The following is a 19,606-nucleotide window of genomic DNA, read 5'->3' as shown; positions in this document are numbered from 1 at the left end:
CTGTTCTACACCGACCCTTTCTGCCTCGCGAGCCAAAAGTCTTCGGCTTCGAGATCGATTTCGCACACCGGACATTCGTACACGGACTCACCGGCCGGCAGTTGAATCTCCGTCTTAATAATTTTCCCGCGGCAGACATGATAAAAGCGCCCGCGCGCGTCTTCGTCATCCAGGGGATCGCTTTCATAAATCAGCACCATCGGTCAATTCTCCCTCAAGTGAGGCTCAGTATACTGGCGGACCAGTTCCATCCGCAACGGCCTGGCACGATCCTCCCAAGCAGGAGCGACACGAATCATCTCGACAGGCCTACATTCAATGACTCACCAGCTTATGAGTACTCGGACACAACTTTGCAGGATGCTCAAAAAGGCCGTCCAGCTAGGCCGCAGCGAGTGAAGGGCCGAGGCGTACCCTTGGGGTACGTTGAGGGTCTGAACGATGCGAGAACGACGCTGGCGGACTTTTTCAGCATCCTGCTACACCTGGAACTGGGCGTCATACAGCCGCGTATACACGCCTCCCCGACCGATCAACGTCTCGTGCGTGCCGTCTTCGACGACGCGACCGTGATCGACGACGATGATCCGGTCCACGCCGTGAATCGTGGAGAGGCGATGGGCAATGATGATCGTCGTCCGCCCCTTCGTAAGATCGTCCAGCGCCTCCCGAATCTTGACCTCGGTCTCCGTGTCGATATTGGACGTGGCCTCATCGAACATGACGATCGGTGGGTCCTTGAGGATCACACGGGCGATCGACACACGTTGCCGCTGCCCGACTGACAGCTTGACGCCTCGCTCTCCGATCCAGGTATCGTAGCCTTCAGGAAGTGCCATGATGAAGTCGTGGGCGCGAGCGACTTTCGCCGCCGCTTCAACCTCTCCCTGCCTTGCCGACAGATCGCCATACAGGATGTTCTCTCTCACGGTACCGTTGAACAGGAACGGCTCTTGTTGGACCAGCCCGATCTGACTGCGAAGAAAGGCGAGGGGCAGATCGCGGATATCGTACCCATCGATGGTGATGGCGCCTTCTGTCACATCGTAAAACCGCATCAATAGTTTGAGCGTCGTGCTTTTGCCCGCGCCGCTCGGACCGACCAGCGCAACCCGCTCTCCCGCACGGACGGTTACCGTCACGTCATGCAAAATCGGCGAATCGGGCCGATAATGAAACCCAGCGCGATGAAAGGCGACTTCCCCTCGTACCCGAGGCACCGGGATTTTCGCGTCAGGCCGATCCCTGACATCCGGCACGAGGTCGAGTACTTCGAACACCCGCTCACTTGCAGCCAACGCATGTTGCAACATGTGGTTCACCGAGTGAATCTGATTGATCGGGACATAGAAGAGCGCCAGGTAGGAGGTGAACATCACCAGTTCGCCCACGGACAGCCGATGCGCTAGAACCTCTGCTGTGCCGAACCAGAGCACCATCGCCCCGCCAAGACTCCCGATCAGCATCATGCCTGGGGAGTAGAAGGACCAGAGATACATGGCTTTTAACGTATCTTGCCGGCAGCGGTCGCTCTTCCGATCGAATCGCTCCTGTTCGTACGGCTGACGATTGAACCCCATCGTCTCCCGAATACCGGCCAGCACGTCTTGCAAGAGGGCGTTCAATTCGGCTGCGCCCTTTCGAATGACGCGATAATGCCCATGGACACGCTTGGTAAAGAGGGCGGCACCCACGATCAACAGAGGAATCGGCACAAGCGCCAGCAAGGCCAGCTTCCAGTTGAGCATAAACAGCACGATCATGATCCCGATCAGCGTCAATCCTGCCGTAATAATCTCTTCGAGGCCGTCGACGAAGATGCGCTGCATGTGCTCGGTATCGTTCAAGACCCGTGACATGATCTCGCCCGTCGGACGATTTTCGTAGAAGCTGATCGAGAGTCGTTGGAGGGCGGAAAACACCTGAACATGCAGGTCATGGACGACTTGCTGCTCCAGTCCGTTATTCATCCTGATGCGCATCGATCCGCAGAAATTCCGCAACAGATAGGCGGTGCAGAGCGCGAGAAACACCCATGACAGGAGCTGGACTTTTCCAGCCTGAATCACGTCGTCGATGATCACTTTGATGAGCCACGGCGGCACCAACTCGAAGGCGGTGGCTAACCCGGCGAACAGAAAGGTGCCGACCACCATGGCACGGTGCGGACTCAGGTACTGGAGCACGCGAAGGAGGGTTTTCACAAGGAGGGTCTATTCACGGCTGGTTAAATGACCGGGGTCGATTCTTTTTGCCAATAGCGACTGAACTCCGCGAGTTGCGTGAGCGTCGACATATCGGTCATCCGGTCCACGAACAGTTTGCCGATCAGATGATCCATCTCGTGCTGGATACAGACCGCATAGAGACCGGTCGCTTCGATATCGATAGATTTTCCGTCACGATCCAGCGCCTGCACTCGCACCACAGCCGGGCGCGTCACCTTCCCGCGCAATCCGTCGACACTCAGACAGCCTTCCCAATTTTCCTCCTGCTGCGGACCATAGAACACGATCTTGGGATTGATGAGCACGGTATTGGGAAAACTGTCCTCACCGTCGCCCTCACAACCCAGCACCACCAGTTGGATCGAGCGAGACACTTGTGGCGAGGCCAACCCGATACCAGGCTCATCCAACATGGTTTCAAACAGATCGTCGATGAAACGCTGCAGCTCTTTCGTGCGAATATCGCGAGGATCGACCTTCGCCGCGATCTGACGGAGGATAGGATTACCGAGCTTTGCAATCGGAAGAATAGCCATGGAACGAACCTACAATCCTTCTAGCACGTCATGAGAGGAGCGCGCGGTCTCAGAAAATATAACACAGGGTTTTTCAGCCCCGCAAGGCAGGGCATAGGCATGCGAGACAGGCACGATGCGCGGATCAAGAGGGACAAGCGAAGAGGATATAATTGATCCGCGTTGCGCCTGTCTCCCCTTTCTCGCGATTCGCGCTCTACGGTCGATTACGCCCCGACCTCTTCGGATCCGGCATTTCAAACGTATCTTTTTGCCCGTTCCACCATTCCGACCATTCGACCGTCCATTCTTGACGGTCTTGCTTGGACGAGGTCTCCCAATCGTGGAACTCGCTTTCATGCCTGGTCAAAATCCAGAGGGACTGCACCGCCGAAAGGGCCACGAAACGTTCCTCATCGCCGATCGTTCCGATCAAAATGGGTACGACGGCTTTCTCCCTGACATAACGGGACTCAAAGGCGGCCGCTTTTCGAATCGACGAATTCTGATCCTTCGCCATCACCTCGATCGCCTCCACGGCTTTGGCCGCGTCCAATCGCACCGCCACCCGCAACGCATGTTCGCGCACCCGCGGGATTTCATTCGGTTCCTTGGCTGCTGCGACGAGGGCGGGAACTGCCGAGACCGCCTTCAACATCGAAATTGTTTCAATCACGTTGTAACGAATCCGCGGGCCAGGCATGGTTAAGCCCTTCACCAGGACCGGCACGGCGGGCTCGCCGAGATGCACGAATTCCCCCATCGCCCAAAACTCTTGCTTCCCCTCGAGCAACGGCAGGAGCGCTTCCGCCCGCTGGACTTCTTCAGGCGTCAACGGTTTCGTATTCTGTGGAACGGACTCAGCCAGAACGTCCTGTCCCTTTGGAGGCGCCTCGTACGGCACCTGAATCGGGATGGCCCTTCCTATGCCTAGAGGGTCGGCCCACAAGGTCTGGGGCGCTCCCAGGAATACAGCCAACACGAAGATTCCCCAGGAATACAGATGTCGTTTCTGCACAATCATTCCCTTTCTTCCCCTTCACCAAGACGCTCATCGCGCCGATGGACAATTTCGTAGAGTACCGGCAAGACCACCAAAATCAGCACCGCTGCTGTCAGCATACCTCCGACCACCACTCGTGCGAGCGGTTTCTGTGCCTGCGACCCAATGCCGGTTGCAAGAGCAGCCGGCAGCAAACCAATCGCGGCACCCAACGTCGCCATGAGAATCGGTCGCATCTGCACGTCGGCCCCCTTCCGAACAGACTCCCGAAGGGTTAACCCCGTGCGACGGAAATCTTCGATGCGGGAAATCAACAGGACCCCGCCGAGGATGGCCACCCCCAGCGTCGAAATCACTCCAACCGCGGCAGAAATACTAAAATTCGTATGGGTCGCCACGAGTGACAGCACCCCTCCCACCAAGGCAAAGGGGACCGTGCTCAAGACCAGGAGGGCGTTCTTGATCGAATCGAAAGTCGTGTACAAGAGGAACAAAATGATCACCAAACTGATCGGGACCACCTTTGCCAATCGTTGTTGTTCTTCTTTCAACTGGTCGTATTGACCGGCCCATTCCATCCGATAGCGCTCGGGAAGCGTGACCTCCTTGGCTAGGAGCGCTTGGGCCTCCTCTACGGTACTTTGAAGGTCACGATCCCGGACACTGAACTTGATCGGAATATACCGCTCATTGTTTTCGCGATAAATAATGAAGGCGCCGGTCTGAGTTGTGATCGTGGCGACCTGTTTCAAGGGAATACGGGCCCCATCCGGCGTGCTGACCAGGATATTCCCGATCGCGTCGACATCCTGCCGAAACTCCGGGAGAAACCGGACCACAAGATCGAAGAGCCGTTCGCCCTCATACACCTGCGTGACAGCCTGGCCTCCGACTGCTGCCTGGACCACGGCGTTCACATCCGACACTTGCAACCCATACCGCGCGCTGGCCTCGCGATCGACCTGGATCAGCAGATTCGGCTGCCCCACCAGGCGGAAGATTCCCAAATCTTTGACGCCATGGATGTTCCTCATGACATGTTCGATTTCCGTCGCCTTCGCTTCCATGGTCTTCAGATCGGACCCGAAGAGCTTGATGGAGTTTTCTCCCTTCACCCCCGACATGGCCTCTTCCACATTGTCCTGAATGACCTGTGAAAAATTGAAGATAATTCCGGGAATAACTTTCAGCCTCCCCTCGATCTCTTCGATCAGCCCATCTTTACTCAAGCCGGGACGCCATTCCTTTTCCGGCTTGAGATTGGCCAGGAACTCGGCATTGAAAAAGCTCGTGGGATCGGTACCGTCGTCTGGACGGCCCAACTGCGAGACAATCGTCGTGACTTCGGGCGACTCGCGGAACAGGCGGCGAATCTCGCTCGTCAGCTTTGCGGCTTGGTCGAAAGAAATATCCACGGGCATCGTGGCACGCACCCAAAGATTTCCCTCTTCCAACGCCGGCATGAACTCTCCTCCGATCGACTTCAATGCCACGAAGGTGACGGCCAGAAGACCCACGCAGGCACCGACGACCACAACCCGATGATCTAACGCCCAGTCCAAAATGCCATTGTAGACCCGGCGGACTCCGCGCACGATCACCGTATCATCTTCACTGATCATGCCCTTGAGCAGAAAGGAACAGAGGACGGGCGCCAACGTAAAGGCCATCAACAGTGCGCCCACCAAGGCAAACCCATAGGTAATGGACATCGGTGCGAAGATCTTCCCCGGCACACCCGTCATCGTAAAGAGCGGAATGAACGCCACCACGATAATCGCCGTGGAATAGAAAATCGGCTGTCCCACCTGCCGAGCGGCCCGCACAATCTGCTGGTGGACCGTCAGGCCATGCGTCTTCCCGTGCGCCAGATGGAAGAAGATGCTCTCCACCATAATGAGCGTGGCATCGACAATGATGCCGAAATCGATGGACCCAAGGGAGATCAAATTCGCCGACTGACCGATCGAGACCATCATGCCGAAGGTAAACAGCAAGGACAGCGGGATGGTCAAGGCGACAATCAAGGCCGCGCGCAAATGCCCCAGGAACACAAACAAGATGATAAAGACCAAGACCATACCGCTGATGAGAATATCGGTGACCGTCTCCACCGTCGTATGAATCAGGGCCGTACGATCGTAAAATGTTTTGACCTTGATGCCGGCCGGCAACTTCCACGTATTCAGGTCCTCGACTTTATCTCGCACCTTCTCCAGGACATTAAGTGCCTTATACCCGCGCTGGAGCAGGACGACCCCTTCGACGACGTCGTCGCGATCGTCGATGCCGACCTTGCCCAATCGAACTCGTGGACCGACCGCGACCGCTCCGAGTGTCTTGACGAAAATCGGGGTCCCGTCTTTTTCGGCCACCATGACGTTTTCAATATCCGCGATCCCGTTGATCAAGCCTAAACCACGAATATTGTAGTTCTGCGCGCCGATCGTCAGGTAGTTACCTCCGACGTTCGCATTACTATTGGTCAAGGCGGACATGACCTGCGACAGACTGACGCCATAACTGATGAGCCGGCCCGGATCGATGTCGACGTGATATTCCTTGGTCGTTCCGCCGAACGCGGTGACGTCGATCACTCCGGGAATGCGCCGAAATTCTCGACGGACCTGCCAATCCTGAACCGTTTTCAAATCCGTGAGCGTCGTCTCGCCCGCTCCCGTGAGTTCATAGCGATAGATTTCGGCAATCGCCCACCAAGGAGACAGCGACGGCGCCACACCCGGAGGCAATTGCACCGAGCTCAACCGATTCAAGACTTCCTGACGGTCGCGAAACACTTCCGTATCGAAATCGAAATAGATTTTGATGTCGCTCAACCCGAAGATCGAGAGGGAGCGAATGTCGGTGAGGCCCTGCATGCCGTTGAGGGCGACTTCAATGGGAATCGTGATTTGGCGCTCGACTTCTTCGGCCGACCACCCCGGCTGCTGGGTGATCAATTCGACCATCGGCGGCGAGGGGTCTGGATAGGCGACGATATCGAGAAGATGAAAGGCGTAGAGCCCGCCGAACAGGAGGAGAAAACCCAGGACACAGACCATGACCCGCTGGACCAGAGAGAGTTCGACGATTCGGGCTATCATGGGTGCGGTTCGATTCCAATTCGAAGGAGGAGAACTATCTGGTGAGACACTATCCCTTCACTTCCTGTCCCTTGATCAACACGGCGCCTTTAATCACAATACGCTGGCCTGATGTCAGGCCTTCCAAGACCCGCACATGATCCGGTGAAATCGTGCTCACTTTGACTTCCCGTTTGACATACTGGTCGGGACCTTCGACGACGTACACAAACTGCTTCCCGTCCACTTCCAATACCGCTTCGCGTGGAATCATCAGCAGCGGTGTCGACTCTCCGACCTGGATATGGAGACGCGCAAACATTTCCGGCTTCAGCCGATGGTCCTTATTATTGACCCAGGCGCGCAGCTTAATGGTTCTCGACGTCGTATCGACGACGTCGCCGATGGTGGCCACAGTCGCGGGAAAGCTCACATCCGGATACGCTTCTACGCTGACCGTTGCGAACTGCCCTTCTCTGACCAGCGCCAGATCCCGTTCATACACATCCGCCACGACCTGCAGCATATCGAGGTCAGCTACCGTGAAGACGACCTGGCCGGAATCGCCCCCGATCGACTGTCCGGGCGTGACGTTTCGCTCCACGACAATCCCGGTCAAGGGACTCTTCATGTCGAATCGTGACGTAATTTTCTGACGATCGAGCGGTTTATCCAACTCCTGGGCTGGCACCCGCAACGACAACAACCGCTCTTTTGCGCGGCGAAACTCTGCGCGCGCCTTGGTCAGTTCGTTCTCCGCCTGCTTGAGATCCTTCAACGGCAGGGCTTTGTTCTCATACAGGTCCTTGGCCAAATCACGGGCACGGGTCGCATATTGAAGATCGGAGTCTTCCTTGACGTATTCCGAATAGGCCTGAGCAATTTCCTGGCTATCCAACACCAACAGCACGCTTCCTGCCTGCACACGCTCGCCCAAGTGCGCCCGTACTTCAAGGACGCGGCCTTGGAGTGGAGAGGAAATTCTGGAGTAGCGATCTTCCCCATACGCGACCTTCCCGGACAAGGTCAAGTCATGAGCCCCCGATCCGACTTCAACGAGAGCCGTTTCCACACGCGGATGCGACTCCTGGACTGAGCCGGCCTTCGGAGGAAGAGGACTGGCGGCATTGGAAACTGCCGGTTGCTCTTCTCGCCCACAGGCAACAAGAAACAGACAGGCGAAGGCAACGGTTGAAACCGATCGTGCAGATAGAAATCCGAGAGATTCCTTCATACGCTCAACCATTGCCTCTGCTGGAACAAAGGTTCTCACGATGTAATCTCCTGCCCCACGGCACTTTCTAACTGAAAAAGCTGATGCTGATAGTTAAAGAGCGCTTCGATATAATTCTGCTGAATCATCCGCGAGGTGCGCGCCGCATCCAGCAAATCGAGAATCGTCGCACCGCCCCGCTCATAGGCCCGTTCGACGATAGTAAAGGTCGAGCGGGCATCCTCCAACACTCCACCCACATAGGCCTCTACAAGCCGCCGGCTCTGCAAGAGGTTGCGATACGCGACTTCCACTTCATTTTCAACTAGATTAACGGTTTTATTCAAGTCGGCCTCGGCAGTTTGTACTGCGACCTCGGCCTGGAGGATTCCACCCTGATTCCGATTGAATATGGGAAGCGGAAGCCCCAAGTTGAGAGACCACTGCTGGGGATTATCCGGCCCCTGCGGTCCCTGAACGGCATACCCGGCCCCGATCGTCACGTCGGGGATGCGGTACGCCTTTGCGAGCTTCAGGTCGGACTCGCGTTGCGAATACACAAACCGCCGCGCCTTGATATCGGGGCGAAGATCGAGCGCGACCATCCGTAGCTTCCCGATGTCAGGATCGATGCGCCGAAAGTCTAATTCTGTCGTCAGTTCCAGTAGGGTACTCGGCGAAAGTCGCAACAACAGTCGAAGATCTCCGCGGGCCGATTCCCCTTCCTGCAACGATTGAATCACTTGCGATTGAAAATCGACCATCTGCAGCCTGATGCGAATGAGGTCGACCTCCGCAATGTACCCTTTCTTAAACCGAATCGTATTGATATCGAGAATACGGGCAAAGCGGTCTCGATTCTCTTCGGCTAAAATCAGGCGCCGCTGAGCCAACTGAATTCGGTAGTACGTGTCCTTGACGGTGAACCCCAATTGGCGCACGGCATCGCCAAACGATGCTTCCGCGGACTGGATGCCATAACCAGCGCTTTCAATCCGGTAACCGCGTTTTCCTGCCAACTCGAACAACTGCTGGATTTGGCCGGAAAGCGCTCCGCTACTCGACGATGTCCGCCCCTGTGTAAACGAGCTGAGCGTGCCGATTGTCGCCACAGGATTGGGAAACAGCCCCGCAGTAATCTGCTGTCCCTTGCTGTACTCAATCCCATACTTGGCGATCAGCACATCGAGGTTTTGATTGATGAACAATGCCAGCGCATCGTTGACGCTGAGGCGAACCGCCTTCGAGGCCACAGTGGTCTGTTCAGACATTGAAGACGGCGAGGCTGCACCGGCAAGAGATCCGGAAATACCCAGAACGCTGATGATTGCGAGAGCGCACATGAGCATGAATCGTCGATCCAGCAACACAGACAGGCTCCTAATTTGTGGCCATCGCACATTCATCCTAACCGAAGTGTCATTATACAGGGTACGTAGGCTGAAGCAAAGAACCTCTTGATAAATAAGCACTTATTATCCCTTGTCGATCACTCAGTTAATTGATAAGAAACGGCCGGCCCGCTAATGCATCTTGAGTTCTGTCCAAGCCCGATCATACATTCGCAGCGCCGCGCCTACGTCGGTCATCCATTCCAGACGAGGGAGCAAGTCGAGGGGTGGATAGATGGCTGGATTATCCAAAATACGTGAGGGCACAAATGGCCTGGCTGCTTTATTAGCCGAGGCAAAGAGCAGGCGTTCAGCTGTGCGCGCCGCCACCTGAGGCTCCAAGAGATAATTGATGAACTGCGTCGCCAGTTCTTTCCTGGGAGAGGACTTCAGCACGACCAGACAGTCCGCCCAGAGAGTCCCACCTTCTTTCGGCACGACATAACGAATCGACGGCCGATCTAACATCGCCCGAGCAACCGGCCCTCCCCACCCATGCGCCAGCACCACATCGCCCGACGCCAATAGCTGGTCGTAATGCTCGCTGGCATAGGCCTTCACCAATGGCTTCTGCACCAACAATCGCGTTTTCGCCGCCTCAATCAACGCCGGGTCCTTGGTATTCATGGAGGCCCCCATCGACCGGAGGACCGCCCCAAACACTTCTCGCTGATCGTTCAACATGCTGATCTTCCCTGTATAACGGGCATCCCACAGCACAGCCCAACTGTCTGGCGGTGTCGAGACAACGGCTGAGTCATACCCGATCCCGACCGTCCCCCAGAGATAGGGAATTGCGAACCGCTGCGTCGGATCGAACGGAAGGTGTTGGAGGTGGTCTTCCAACGTAGCGGCATTAGGCAGCTTCGTGGGATCGAGTTCCGCAACAAGTCCCTGCTGAATCATGATCGCCGCCATGAAGTCTGACGGCACCGTCACATCGTAACCCGTGGCTCCACCCTGGAGCTTGGCCAATAGTTCTTCATTGCTGCTGAACGTATCCACGACAACATGCACACCATGGCGTCGTTCAAACTCAGCCAACAACTCGGGGCCGACGTAATCGGACCAGGTAAAATAGTGAAGCGTCTTCTGCCCTGCATCCCCGGAAGTTCGTTGACAGGCCACGGTCCCCCAGAGGAGGAGCATCAGTAGGCAGAGGGAGAGCCGTATTCCTTTGATACGCATACGTGCCCTATCGTCGTTGCAAGAGAAGGGACAACCCGATCAACCCCATGGACACGATCACGAACAGGGCCGACAGGGCGTTGATCTCGGGAGACATGCCGGATTTGATCATCGAATAGACTTTCAGCGGCAGGGTCGTCGCCCCGGGACCGGCCGTAAAATAGGTCACGATGAAGTCGTCGAGCGAAATGGTAAAGGCCATGAGCCCTGCCCCGAGAATGGCAGGCATGAGCAGCGGAATCGTCACATGACGCAACGTATCCCAATAGGAGGCCCCAAGATCCGCTGCGACTTCCAACAATCGTGGATCTAGTTTTTTGAGACGAGCTCGCACGATGATCATGACGACGGGCACGTTGAACAGGGCATGGCCAATCATCACCGTCATCAGACTGAGGGGAATCTGTAGTAGGACGAACAACAACAACAGCGAGACCCCCATCATGACTTCGGGAATCACCAGCGGCAGCAGCATCGCCTGTTCAATCTGGCGCTGCCGTCTCCCTGGCAGACCTTCCAACCCCACCGCGAGGCCGACCCCCAAGAACAGTGCCAGCACTGTCGATACCGCCGCTACCCACAGGCTGTTCACTGTGGCATCGAGCAGCGCTTGATTCACCCACAAAACGCGATACCATTGCCACGTCCATCCTTGCCAGGTCGCAGACAATCGCGACGCGTTGAACGAAAACAGGATCAGCACGGCGATCGGTCCATAGAGAAAGAACAGATTGGCCAGACTCAAGCGCCACAACCAGCCCCCAGCCTGTTTCATGACTCCTCCTCCTGCCGGGAGCGTGATGACGAGGCGTGAAGCAACCAGCGCATCATGCCCATCACGAACAGCATCAACAGACAGGAGATGGCCGCGCCAAGCGGCCAATCGCGCGCGACCAAAAACTCATGTTGGATGAGGTTCCCGACCATCATGCTCCTGGCGCCCCCGAGAAGATCCGGAGTGAGAAATGCTCCCAGCGAAGGAATAAAGACAAGGAGACAACCGGCCATGATCCCTGGCCTGGCAAGCGGCACAATAATCCGCCACAGAATCACCCATCGCGTGGCGTACAGATCCCAGGCCGCCTCGACCAACGTCCGATCCACCCGCTCGAGCGCGACATACAGCGGCAGGACCATAAAGGGGAGATAGCTATAGACCAGTCCAATCACGACGGCGGTGTTGGAGTAGAGCAGCTCGATCGGAGCCGCAATCACTCCCAACTTCAGTAGCAGCGTATTGAGCAGACCTTCTGTGCGGAGGATAAACATCCAGGCATAGGTACGCACGAGGAAGTTGGTCCAGAAGGGAATCATGACCAGCAACAACAAAATCCCCTGCCGTCCCGGCGCCGCCCTCGCGATGTAGTAAGCCAAGGGGAAACCCATGATCAGGCAAAGCAAGGTCGTCACGGCGGCCAGGAGGATCGATTGGCCAAAAATACGAGCGTAAAGAGGATGGAGAAGATCGAGATAGTTCGTCAGGCTGAACGTCCAGACAATCCCGCCATAGGTTCCCCGTTCGGCGAAACTGATCACAAGGACAAGACTGAGCGGCACCACAAACAACAGCCCCATCCAGAGCAGACCTGGTCCGAGCAGCCACCAGGATGCCACAGGCCCTGAAGACTCCACCCGTCCGGCAGGAGGAGAGCTGTTCATTCGCTCAACACCACGGCATCGGAGATCTGCCAGCGCACGCACAAATTATCGCCCGGCACGAGCCTGTTTCGACCGGACTCATCGTTCGGCACCCGCACGTTCCAGACGACATGCTCGCCGAGACGTACCAGATAGCGGCGATCGCTTCCACTGTAGAGCACCTTGTCGACTAAGGCGGTCAGACTCTGTTCACCGCTTAACCCCTGCGCGGCAGTCGACAGGCGAAGCCGCTCTGGCCGTATCAGCAGCGTCACCGGACTTCCCACCTGGATAGCCAGATGCATGGGCAGGACAATCTGAATCTCTCCAACGCATTCCGGAGATTGCACGATCGCTCGCTCCCCGTCGATGCGTCGAACGATTCCACGTAGTTCATTCGAGACCCCGATAAACCGGGCCACAAATGCCGAGCCTGGCGACTCATACAGGTCTTGGGGGCTACCGACCTGCAGCACCCGACCCTGATGCATGACCGCTACACGGTCCGACATGGTCAGGGCTTCTTCCTGATGATGGGTGACGCCGACGAAGGTGCAGGCCGCTCGTGCTTGAATGGATTTCAATTCAACCTGCATCTCTTGCCGGAGCTGTTGGTCCAACGCTGAGAGCGGCTCATCGAGTAACAGAACAGCCGGCCGATTCACCAAGGCACGGGCCAGTGCCACGCGTTGTTGCTCCCCGCCCGATAGCTGGGACGGCAAACGTTCCTCTTTCGATGAAAGCTTCACCATGTCCAAGGCGAGACGAACGCGAGACGCAATGTCGGCGCGTGCGGCTCCCTGCATCGTGGGGCCGAAGGCCACATTTTCAGCGACCGTCATATGGGGAAAAAGTGCGTAGGATTGAAAGACGAGATTCACGGGTCGGCGGTTCGGTGGAACCGCCTCCATCGAGCGGCCATCGATTCGAATCGTCCCCTCATCCGGCGTTTCAAAGCCTGCGATCATCCGCAACAGGGACGTCTTCCCTGCTCCGCTGGGACCGAGGAGCGAAAAGAATTCCCCTCGCTGCACGGTCAACGACACATGGTCGACCGCGAGCGTCGCACCATGCCGCTTCACCAAAGACGTGATGTCGATGCTCGCTGATTGGTCAACCATGCTGATCCATGTGGATGTCACCGGCACAAGGGCGATGCAGCAAGAACGAGGCGGGCTGGGTCTGTTCGCAATGCTGAGAGGAAAGACCCACGAGGAGGAATCGCCGGCACAGGATCACCGGCTTAGGAGTCGAGTCCTACTTTGGAATTCGAATCACGGAGATGTTTCCGAACCCGGACTTGCTCATGGTGCTTGCGCAACAACTGTCGCCGAATGACTTCGCGATCTTCTGCCACGATTCGCACCAACCGATCGACATCCTCCGCATGCTCACGGACCAATTCGGACAACTTGGCCATTTGGCTTTCAAGATGTTCGACCCGCGATAGCGCATCCTTACTGCGATCCACGATCGGCTTCTGAACCGACTTTTGAACCGATTTCAGAATCGGCTTCTGTCTTACCAGCGACGTAACTAATACATCCCGCTTCATACCTACTCCTTTGATCGACGACTCACGCATATGCCTAGGCTGTCTCGCGTAGTATCGTCTCAGATCTTCGCGATGTCAACGAGTCTGCTTTCTTTCTATTTCCTCTGCGTCCTGCTACAATTCGCCGTAATGCAGAATATTTTCACCATGGTGCTGGCGGGGGGAAAAGGCGAACGGCTTCAGCCGCTCACCGAACATCGAGCCAAGCCGGCGGTGCCCTTTGGTGGAAAGTATCGCATTATCGATTTCACACTCAGCAACTGTCTCAATTCCGGACTTCGCAAAGTCGCCGTCCTCATCCAGTACAAATCCCATTCGCTCGACAAGCACATCCGCACAGGCTGGAACATCCTCAACGCCGAACTCGGGGAATACATCGCCTCGATTCCACCCCAGCAGCGGATCAGCGAAGAATGGTATCAAGGCACCGCCGACGCGGTGCATCAAAACATGTTCCTCCTCGACAACGAACAACCGGACTATGTCCTCGTCCTGGCCGGCGACCACATCTACAAGATGGACTATATGGAGATGTTCCATTGGCTCCTCGCCAAAGGCGCCGATGTCGTGGTCGGCGCCATCGATATCCCGATCGAAGAGGCCCATCGGTTCGGCGTGATGAGCGTGGATGAGGATTTCCGGATTACGAACTTTGAAGAGAAGCCTCCCCACCCAACGTCGGTCCCCAACGACCCGACCAAGGCCTTTGCCTCGATGGGCATCTACCTCTTTCGCACCAAGGTCCTCCGTGAGCACTTGATTGCCGATGCCCAAGACGGCGGGAGCCACGATTTCGGGAAAAACATCATTCCGCAGATGATCCGCGATCGACGTGCCTATGCCTACAACTTTGTCGATGCGAACAATAAAGACGTGAAGTATTGGCGGGACATCGGCACCTTGGACGCCTACTGGGAAGCGAATCTGGACCTCGTCGCGGTGGATCCCCAGTTCAATCTCTACGACCAGCAGTGGCCGATTCGCACCTATCAGGGACAATTTCCACCCGCCAAATTCGTCTTCGCGCAAGACTATCAGGGCGGCAGAATGGGCGTGGCCCTGGATTCCATCGTCTGCGGCGGCTGCATCGTCTCGGGTGGCCGAGTGCAAAACTCGGTGCTCTCACCGAACGTCCGCGTGCTGGATCATGCCGACGTGCGTGAATCGATTGTCATGGAAAACGTCGTCATCGGCGAACAGAGCCGGATCAAACGGGCCATCATCGATAAGGATGTCGTCATCCCGCCCAACACGGAAATCGGGTACGACCGGGCGGCCGATGCACAGCGATTTACCGTCACCGAATCCGGCCTCGTCGTGATTTCAAAGGGAATGAAACTGCATGCCTCCCTCGATTCATCCAGTTGACCTGATCCTAGCCCTTCGCGAGAAGCACTTGACCCCTGCCATTGTCTTTCTGACGTCGCGCCGTGCGTGCGATGAAGCGATGCAGGCCTTCGACCATAGCCACATCTTCCTTCCGCCGCCTCGTCAAGAAGCCATCGCCGCCGTGCTGGACAAGGTGATCGCCCAATATCCCAGCATCGCCGAGCATCCGCTCATTCCGACCGTCACACGCATCGGTGTGGCCGCGCACCATGCCGGGCATCTTCCCTCATGGAAAATTGCGGTCGAGGAACTGATGCGCCATGGCTGTCTCGACGCCGTCTTCGCCACGACCACCTTGGCCGCCGGCGTCGATTTCCCCGCGCGCACCGTCATCATCACGCAATCCAGCATACGCAAGTCGCGCGACTTCATGGACTTGACGATCGGCGAAGTGCAGCAGATTGCCGGCCGAGCAGGACGACGCGGCAAAGATCTCGTGGGCTTCGCCGTCGTGACGCCGTCGCCCTACATCGATCTCAACGTGCTGACCAAGGGGTTTACCGGCCATCCGGAAGCGATCAATAGCCAGTTCCTCATCAGCTATCCGATGGTCCTCAATCTGTTGAAGGCGCATCCCCTGGATCAGATTCAATCGATTCTCGCAAAAAGTTTCGCGCAATTTCAGCTCAACCAACGCGCCGAAGTCCTGGAACGAAAACTGGACGATCTGCGCGATCAGATGGAGCCGTTCGGACCGCGCGTCTGCACCGACTGGATCACGGAATGGCAGACCTTCGACCAGGTCCGGCGCCAGAAATCGCACCGGGCTCCCGTCAGAAGGCACGAGCCACCAGAAGTGGCCGCGCGCTTTCACTTTCTCACCCCGGGTCGCGTGGTGGGATTCGGCCGGAGCCGCGGCGTCGTCCTACGGCAATACCGGAGCAAGGGACAAAAGAGCCCGATGGTCACAGCCCTGCGTCAGGGAGGAGGCATTACCGAATCCCCCTCCTCCACCGTCACCGAAGTCTCCGACCGTATCCTCGACTGCGTGGACGCGCCGGTCTATCCCTGGTGCACGCCGGAAAGTGTAGAAGACTTACTCCGGCAACTGGACGAGTTACCGACCAGGCTACCGGAACTTCCCATCCTGACTCCAAAAGACAATGAACCGATTCCGGACGCGATCGTACAAACCCTGGGCGATTTTGCCTGCCCGACCTGTCCGTCGCGCGCCGCCTGTCAGAGCGACTACCCCCTTGCCTCCAAACTCCGACAGGAACAACAACGCCACATCAAATCGATCCAGGCCCTGCGCACCAGTCTGTGGCATCGTTTCCAGGAGAAGATCGATGTCCTGCAACAGTTCGGGTACCTCTCGCCGACGTCCCGTCTCACCGACGACGGCGAATGGGCCAGGCTCATTCGCATCGACCATTCGCTGCTCATCACCGAATTGCTCCGGGCGGATGCCTTCAATGGAGCCGATCCCGCCATGCTGGCCGCCGTTATGTCGAGCATCGCGCATGACGACGATCGCCCCGGCGCCTTTCCTCGCGTCAGTTCAGGATTGGGTTCCTTGCTCGGGCAGGTGCGAAAGCTGGCTGTGTCGCTCGCGCCGCATGAAGATCCCCCGCTCTTGCGGGCCGACATTGCCGCGGTGACGGAGCGGTGGATCGGCGACCCCTCGCTCACCTGGATCGGTCTCTGTAAGAGCACCACGATGGCTGAAGGGGATATCTATCGCCTCTTAGCACGAACCTTGGAGTTTCTCTCGCAGCTACGCACACTCAAAGGCACACACCCGGGGTTGGCAGACAGCGCCTCACGAGCGATTGCTGCCCTCCGCCGAGGCGTACTGGAGGAATTACCGTGAAGGCGTCGTTCGTCACTCGTGAAGCGTATCTCGTCCACGGATTCGGACGCTTCACGCTTCACGCTTCACGATCAACGAGGCAACAATGACCACCGAAGAACTCGAACAACTTCTGGCCCAACAACCGATCGCCCTCCTGCATCGACTTGCGCGCGGACGAGTGCAACGGCATTTCCGCGCGGGTAAACGTCGCTTGATCGAGGTCCTCCTACGCCACTCTGCCGAGAATCGACCAGGATTCGAATCCGACCTCCAGACCTTGATCGGTGAGCGAGAGGCTCGCCCGGCTCCAGCCCCCCCCCAAGCCCCGGCCGCGCGAAAACCGAAACCAGCAGTCGCGCCGCGCCGCGCCGGGCATAGGCCTGTTGAGCCGGAATCCCAGGAACCGGGCATTACCCTCTCAAGCTGGCTGGAAGGACTGGGAGTGCCGCCGCCGCAAACCTTCGTCCCCGATGCCTGGCAAGAAGACGCCATCGCCAAATTACGAGAGGGCGACGTCGTCGTGAGCGTTCCGACGGGAAGCGGAAAGACCTATGTCGCAGTTGAAGCGGCTCGCCGGGCCATCGCGGAGAATCGGACCGTCATCTATACCTCGCCCCTCAAGGCCCTCTCGAATACCAAGTATACAGAATTTTCAAAAATCTTCGGGGCCGATCAGGTTGGTATTCTGACCGGCGATCGGCGGGACAATGGGCAAGCGCCCCTGTTGATTATGACGACAGAAATCTTGCGAAATCTGCTCTACGACGCGGGGGGCGGTGAAATCGATGTACGGCTCGATACCTTAGGTCTCGTGATTTTGGACGAGTCGCAATATATTGCGGATCCGGAGCGGGGTGTCGTCTGGGAAGAAACGATCATTTTCTGTCCGAGCCAAGCCAAACTGCTCTTGCTCTCTGCGTCGATCGGCAACCCGCACGACATTGCCGACTGGCTCACCACGATCAGGCCGACTCCCTGCCATCTGATCAAGCACAGTACGCGAACCGTCCCACTTCGCGCCGGCTACTTGCATCCGAACGGAAAGCTCGCGCCGCTCTTCCGCACCGTGGGCATCCCCCATGGACATCCTGGCCACCTGCACCCGGAAGCCAAGAGGCTCTTCGAACAGTACGAAGACGAAACCCTGCCGTCAGGCCGCCGCCGGTAAGCTGTCTCCGTTGATCTAATCTTAGAACGTGAAGTTGAGGCCGGCCGTCAGACCGTGGCGGAGAGAATCGAACTGGGTGAGTGGATACTCGGAAGTAGCGGTTGTGCCATGGAACGTGACAGTCCCATCGACTGCATGGTTCCACCAGACACGATAGCCTAAGTTGAGAGACATATTCTTCATAAGCATAAATCTCACCCCGACATCTGCATCAGCCCCAACCCCCCATCCCAACATCGAGATACTCGGATTCTGTTGAAGGTCTGATCTCAGGTGATGAATATCCTTATTCTCGACGATGCTCAGCGGAATAAGAGCCGCACTTCCTAACAAGCTGATACGTCGTGTGATCCGATATTCCGTCGTGGCTCCGACTCGAAGCGAATACCAATTCGTCTTGTTCGTAATGACCGTCTGCCCTTGATTGCTGACCGTGTTGGCTGCATTACAGGTCAAGCCTGGGATCGCACTCGAATTACAGGCCACCTGCGTCACCCCTGTGGCCTGATACTCCGTATGCCAGTACTGAAATCCTCCGAACAAGTCCAGGTAGCCACGGTGGTTGGCGAATTCTTTTACACGGCCGCCCAAATCGGCATTGATGTAGTACATATTATTGCCGGGAATGTTGCTGGTCGTTTGCGAAAACAACCGTTGCCCTGATCCATAGTCGTCATCCGTCAGACGACCACCACCGATGTTCGCAAATCCCCCGTTCAACCGGCCGAATATTCTTGGCGAAAACCAGAACTTCCCGGTTAGGTCGATCACATTCGTGCCGACATCTTTGTAGGTCAACTTGGAAGTTGGATTACCCAATCCTGCGACCGAAGAGGCATTGTGAGCCCATTTGGTCTCGCCGGTACTGATCCAGGTCCCCGCACTCAGTTCGACCTTGGGCCGAGATTCCTGAACGAGCTCTTCCCCTGCGCCAACTGAGACCGTCGCGATCGACATCGCTCCGCACAGCAGACCGGTGCACACCCGCCTCCATCCTCCACTCATCGTCTCGCGCCCCCCCGTTGAATCACCACCGTATCCACACAGCGTTGGACCGTATCCGGCATCACCCGCTGACAGGCGGCCCGGATCTCATCTTCCGCAAATTGCCGCTGAAGATGTATGGTCCACCACACCAACCACGATCCCATGAGCACGACAAGCACTGTGCCGACCGTCCATTGAATCACGAGTTGAATCCTACCCGAGTTGCCTCTCGACGTATCCGGCACATGAATCCCATGTTGAGTACATTGCTGGTCCGACATCGCGTGCAGAATCCCCCAGTAAATTTCGCAGACCACAGTCCGACGTCATCCTACCTGAGAGAGGGAAATCTGAACATCGTTTTTTTCTTTCTTGGTTGACGATTGCGCGGCTCTTACGCGAAAGACTAACAGCTCTCCCCACAAGCGATGAATTGAAGGTGCCACCGTACGA

Annotated in this window: 17 protein-coding genes; 3 read left to right on the top strand and 14 right to left on the bottom strand. The window is 57.0% G+C overall.

Annotation, left to right across the window (positions count from 1 at the left end):
- Nucleotides 1-5 precede the first annotated feature (5 nt).
- The 12 genes from Q7U76_10415 to Q7U76_10360 form a co-directional block, all read right to left on the bottom strand.
- Nucleotides 6-200 carry a hypothetical protein gene (locus Q7U76_10415; protein MDO8356790.1) on the bottom strand — a complete coding sequence of 65 codons (195 nt, stop codon included), beginning with the start codon at nucleotides 198-200 and terminating at the stop codon, nucleotides 6-8.
- Between the two features lie 279 nt (nucleotides 201-479).
- Nucleotides 480-2,204: an ABC transporter ATP-binding protein gene (locus tag Q7U76_10410; GenBank protein ID MDO8356789.1), complete on the bottom strand. Its 1,725-nt coding sequence runs from the start codon at nucleotides 2,202-2,204 to the stop codon at nucleotides 480-482.
- 23 nt (nucleotides 2,205-2,227) lie between these two features.
- A complete protein-coding gene (gene def, locus Q7U76_10405; GenBank protein ID MDO8356788.1) occupies nucleotides 2,228-2,764 on the bottom strand; it encodes a peptide deformylase in 537 nt (178 codons plus the stop codon).
- Between the two features lie 196 nt (nucleotides 2,765-2,960).
- Nucleotides 2,961-3,767 (bottom strand): HEAT repeat domain-containing protein, encoded by an 807-nt coding sequence (locus Q7U76_10400; GenBank protein MDO8356787.1) that lies wholly within the window; start codon nucleotides 3,765-3,767, stop codon nucleotides 2,961-2,963.
- Entirely contained in the window at nucleotides 3,764-6,850 is a 3,087-nt protein-coding gene (locus Q7U76_10395) for a CusA/CzcA family heavy metal efflux RND transporter (protein ID MDO8356786.1), read from the bottom strand. Before Q7U76_10395 ends, Q7U76_10400 begins: the two co-directional genes overlap by 4 nt.
- 49 nt (nucleotides 6,851-6,899) lie before the next feature.
- On the bottom strand, nucleotides 6,900-8,063 hold the full coding sequence (locus Q7U76_10390; GenBank protein ID MDO8356785.1) for an efflux RND transporter periplasmic adaptor subunit: 1,164 nt from the start codon (nucleotides 8,061-8,063) through the stop codon (nucleotides 6,900-6,902).
- Between the two features lie 35 nt (nucleotides 8,064-8,098).
- A complete protein-coding gene (locus tag Q7U76_10385) occupies nucleotides 8,099-9,448 on the bottom strand; it encodes a TolC family protein (GenBank protein MDO8356784.1) in 1,350 nt (449 codons plus the stop codon).
- A 117-nt stretch (nucleotides 9,449-9,565) separates the two neighbouring features.
- Complete coding sequence (locus Q7U76_10380; GenBank protein ID MDO8356783.1) at nucleotides 9,566-10,621, bottom strand: spermidine/putrescine ABC transporter substrate-binding protein; 1,056 nt, start codon at nucleotides 10,619-10,621, stop codon at nucleotides 9,566-9,568.
- A gap of 7 nt (nucleotides 10,622-10,628) precedes the next feature.
- Nucleotides 10,629-11,396 (bottom strand): ABC transporter permease, encoded by a 768-nt coding sequence (locus Q7U76_10375; GenBank protein ID MDO8356782.1) that lies wholly within the window; start codon nucleotides 11,394-11,396, stop codon nucleotides 10,629-10,631.
- Entirely contained in the window at nucleotides 11,393-12,280 is an 888-nt protein-coding gene (locus tag Q7U76_10370; protein MDO8356781.1) for an ABC transporter permease, read from the bottom strand. Before Q7U76_10370 ends, Q7U76_10375 begins: the two co-directional genes overlap by 4 nt.
- On the bottom strand, nucleotides 12,277-13,380 hold the full coding sequence (locus Q7U76_10365) for an ABC transporter ATP-binding protein (protein ID MDO8356780.1): 1,104 nt from the start codon (nucleotides 13,378-13,380) through the stop codon (nucleotides 12,277-12,279). The genes Q7U76_10370 and Q7U76_10365 overlap by 4 nt, the downstream gene beginning before the upstream one ends.
- 122 nt (nucleotides 13,381-13,502) lie before the next feature.
- A complete protein-coding gene (locus tag Q7U76_10360; GenBank protein MDO8356779.1) occupies nucleotides 13,503-13,814 on the bottom strand; it encodes a hypothetical protein in 312 nt (103 codons plus the stop codon).
- 129 nt (nucleotides 13,815-13,943) lie between these two features.
- Here Q7U76_10360 and glgC point away from each other — a divergent pair, with 129 nt between their 5' ends.
- The 3 genes from glgC to Q7U76_10345 all read left to right on the top strand — a co-directional run bounded on the left by glgC (nucleotide 13,944) and on the right by Q7U76_10345 (nucleotide 18,166).
- On the top strand, nucleotides 13,944-15,182 hold the full coding sequence (glgC, locus tag Q7U76_10355) for a glucose-1-phosphate adenylyltransferase (protein ID MDO8356778.1): 1,239 nt from the start codon (nucleotides 13,944-13,946) through the stop codon (nucleotides 15,180-15,182).
- Nucleotides 15,157-17,016, top strand: a complete 1,860-nt coding sequence (locus Q7U76_10350; GenBank protein ID MDO8356777.1) for a hypothetical protein — start codon at nucleotides 15,157-15,159, stop codon at nucleotides 17,014-17,016. The genes glgC and Q7U76_10350 overlap by 26 nt, the downstream gene beginning before the upstream one ends.
- 85 nt (nucleotides 17,017-17,101) lie before the next feature.
- Entirely contained in the window at nucleotides 17,102-18,166 is a 1,065-nt protein-coding gene (locus tag Q7U76_10345; GenBank protein ID MDO8356776.1) for a DEAD/DEAH box helicase, read from the top strand.
- 21 nt (nucleotides 18,167-18,187) lie between these two features.
- Here the strand turns inward: Q7U76_10345 and Q7U76_10340 are convergent, their stop codons facing one another.
- Both Q7U76_10340 and Q7U76_10335 read right to left on the bottom strand, forming a co-directional pair.
- Nucleotides 18,188-19,123 carry a hypothetical protein gene (locus Q7U76_10340; GenBank protein ID MDO8356775.1) on the bottom strand — a complete coding sequence of 312 codons (936 nt, stop codon included), beginning with the start codon at nucleotides 19,121-19,123 and terminating at the stop codon, nucleotides 18,188-18,190.
- A gap of 44 nt (nucleotides 19,124-19,167) precedes the next feature.
- On the bottom strand, nucleotides 19,168-19,356 hold the full coding sequence (locus Q7U76_10335; protein MDO8356774.1) for a hypothetical protein: 189 nt from the start codon (nucleotides 19,354-19,356) through the stop codon (nucleotides 19,168-19,170).
- Nucleotides 19,357-19,606: the final 250 nt, after the last annotated feature.

It is taken from the genome of Nitrospirota bacterium (genome assembly GCA_030645475.1).
Taxonomy (GTDB): domain Bacteria; phylum Nitrospirota; class Nitrospiria; order Nitrospirales; family Nitrospiraceae; genus Palsa-1315.
The sequence above is the reverse complement of the archived record's forward strand: the minus strand, read 5'-3'. Positions and strand labels throughout refer to the sequence as shown.

Bases quoted from the DNA above. Each gene is read 5' to 3' on its own strand.
- Q7U76_10360 (MDO8356779.1), bottom strand. From the start codon at position 13,814: ATGAAGCGGGATGTATTAGTTACGTCGCTGGTAAGACAGAAGCCGATT.
- Q7U76_10380 (MDO8356783.1), bottom strand. From the start codon at position 10,621: ATGCGTATCAAAGGAATACGGCTCTCCCTCTGCCTACTGATGCTCCTC.
- Q7U76_10375 (MDO8356782.1), bottom strand. From the start codon at position 11,396: ATGAAACAGGCTGGGGGCTGGTTGTGGCGCTTGAGTCTGGCCAATCTG.
- Q7U76_10400 (MDO8356787.1), bottom strand. From the start codon at position 3,767: ATGATTGTGCAGAAACGACATCTGTATTCCTGGGGAATCTTCGTGTTG.
- Q7U76_10385 (MDO8356784.1), bottom strand. From the start codon at position 9,448: ATGAATGTGCGATGGCCACAAATTAGGAGCCTGTCTGTGTTGCTGGAT.
- glgC (MDO8356778.1), top strand. From the start codon at position 13,944: ATGCAGAATATTTTCACCATGGTGCTGGCGGGGGGAAAAGGCGAACGG.
- Q7U76_10370 (MDO8356781.1), bottom strand. From the start codon at position 12,280: ATGAACAGCTCTCCTCCTGCCGGACGGGTGGAGTCTTCAGGGCCTGTG.
- Q7U76_10340 (MDO8356775.1), bottom strand. From the start codon at position 19,123: ATGTCGATCGCGACGGTCTCAGTTGGCGCAGGGGAAGAGCTCGTTCAG.
- Q7U76_10415 (MDO8356790.1), bottom strand. From the start codon at position 200: ATGGTGCTGATTTATGAAAGCGATCCCCTGGATGACGAAGACGCGCGC.
- def (MDO8356788.1), bottom strand. From the start codon at position 2,764: ATGGCTATTCTTCCGATTGCAAAGCTCGGTAATCCTATCCTCCGTCAG.
- Q7U76_10345 (MDO8356776.1), top strand. From the start codon at position 17,102: ATGACCACCGAAGAACTCGAACAACTTCTGGCCCAACAACCGATCGCC.
- Q7U76_10395 (MDO8356786.1), bottom strand. From the start codon at position 6,850: ATGATAGCCCGAATCGTCGAACTCTCTCTGGTCCAGCGGGTCATGGTC.
- Q7U76_10390 (MDO8356785.1), bottom strand. From the start codon at position 8,063: ATGAAGGAATCTCTCGGATTTCTATCTGCACGATCGGTTTCAACCGTT.
- Q7U76_10365 (MDO8356780.1), bottom strand. From the start codon at position 13,380: ATGGTTGACCAATCAGCGAGCATCGACATCACGTCTTTGGTGAAGCGG.
- Q7U76_10350 (MDO8356777.1), top strand. From the start codon at position 15,157: ATGCCTCCCTCGATTCATCCAGTTGACCTGATCCTAGCCCTTCGCGAG.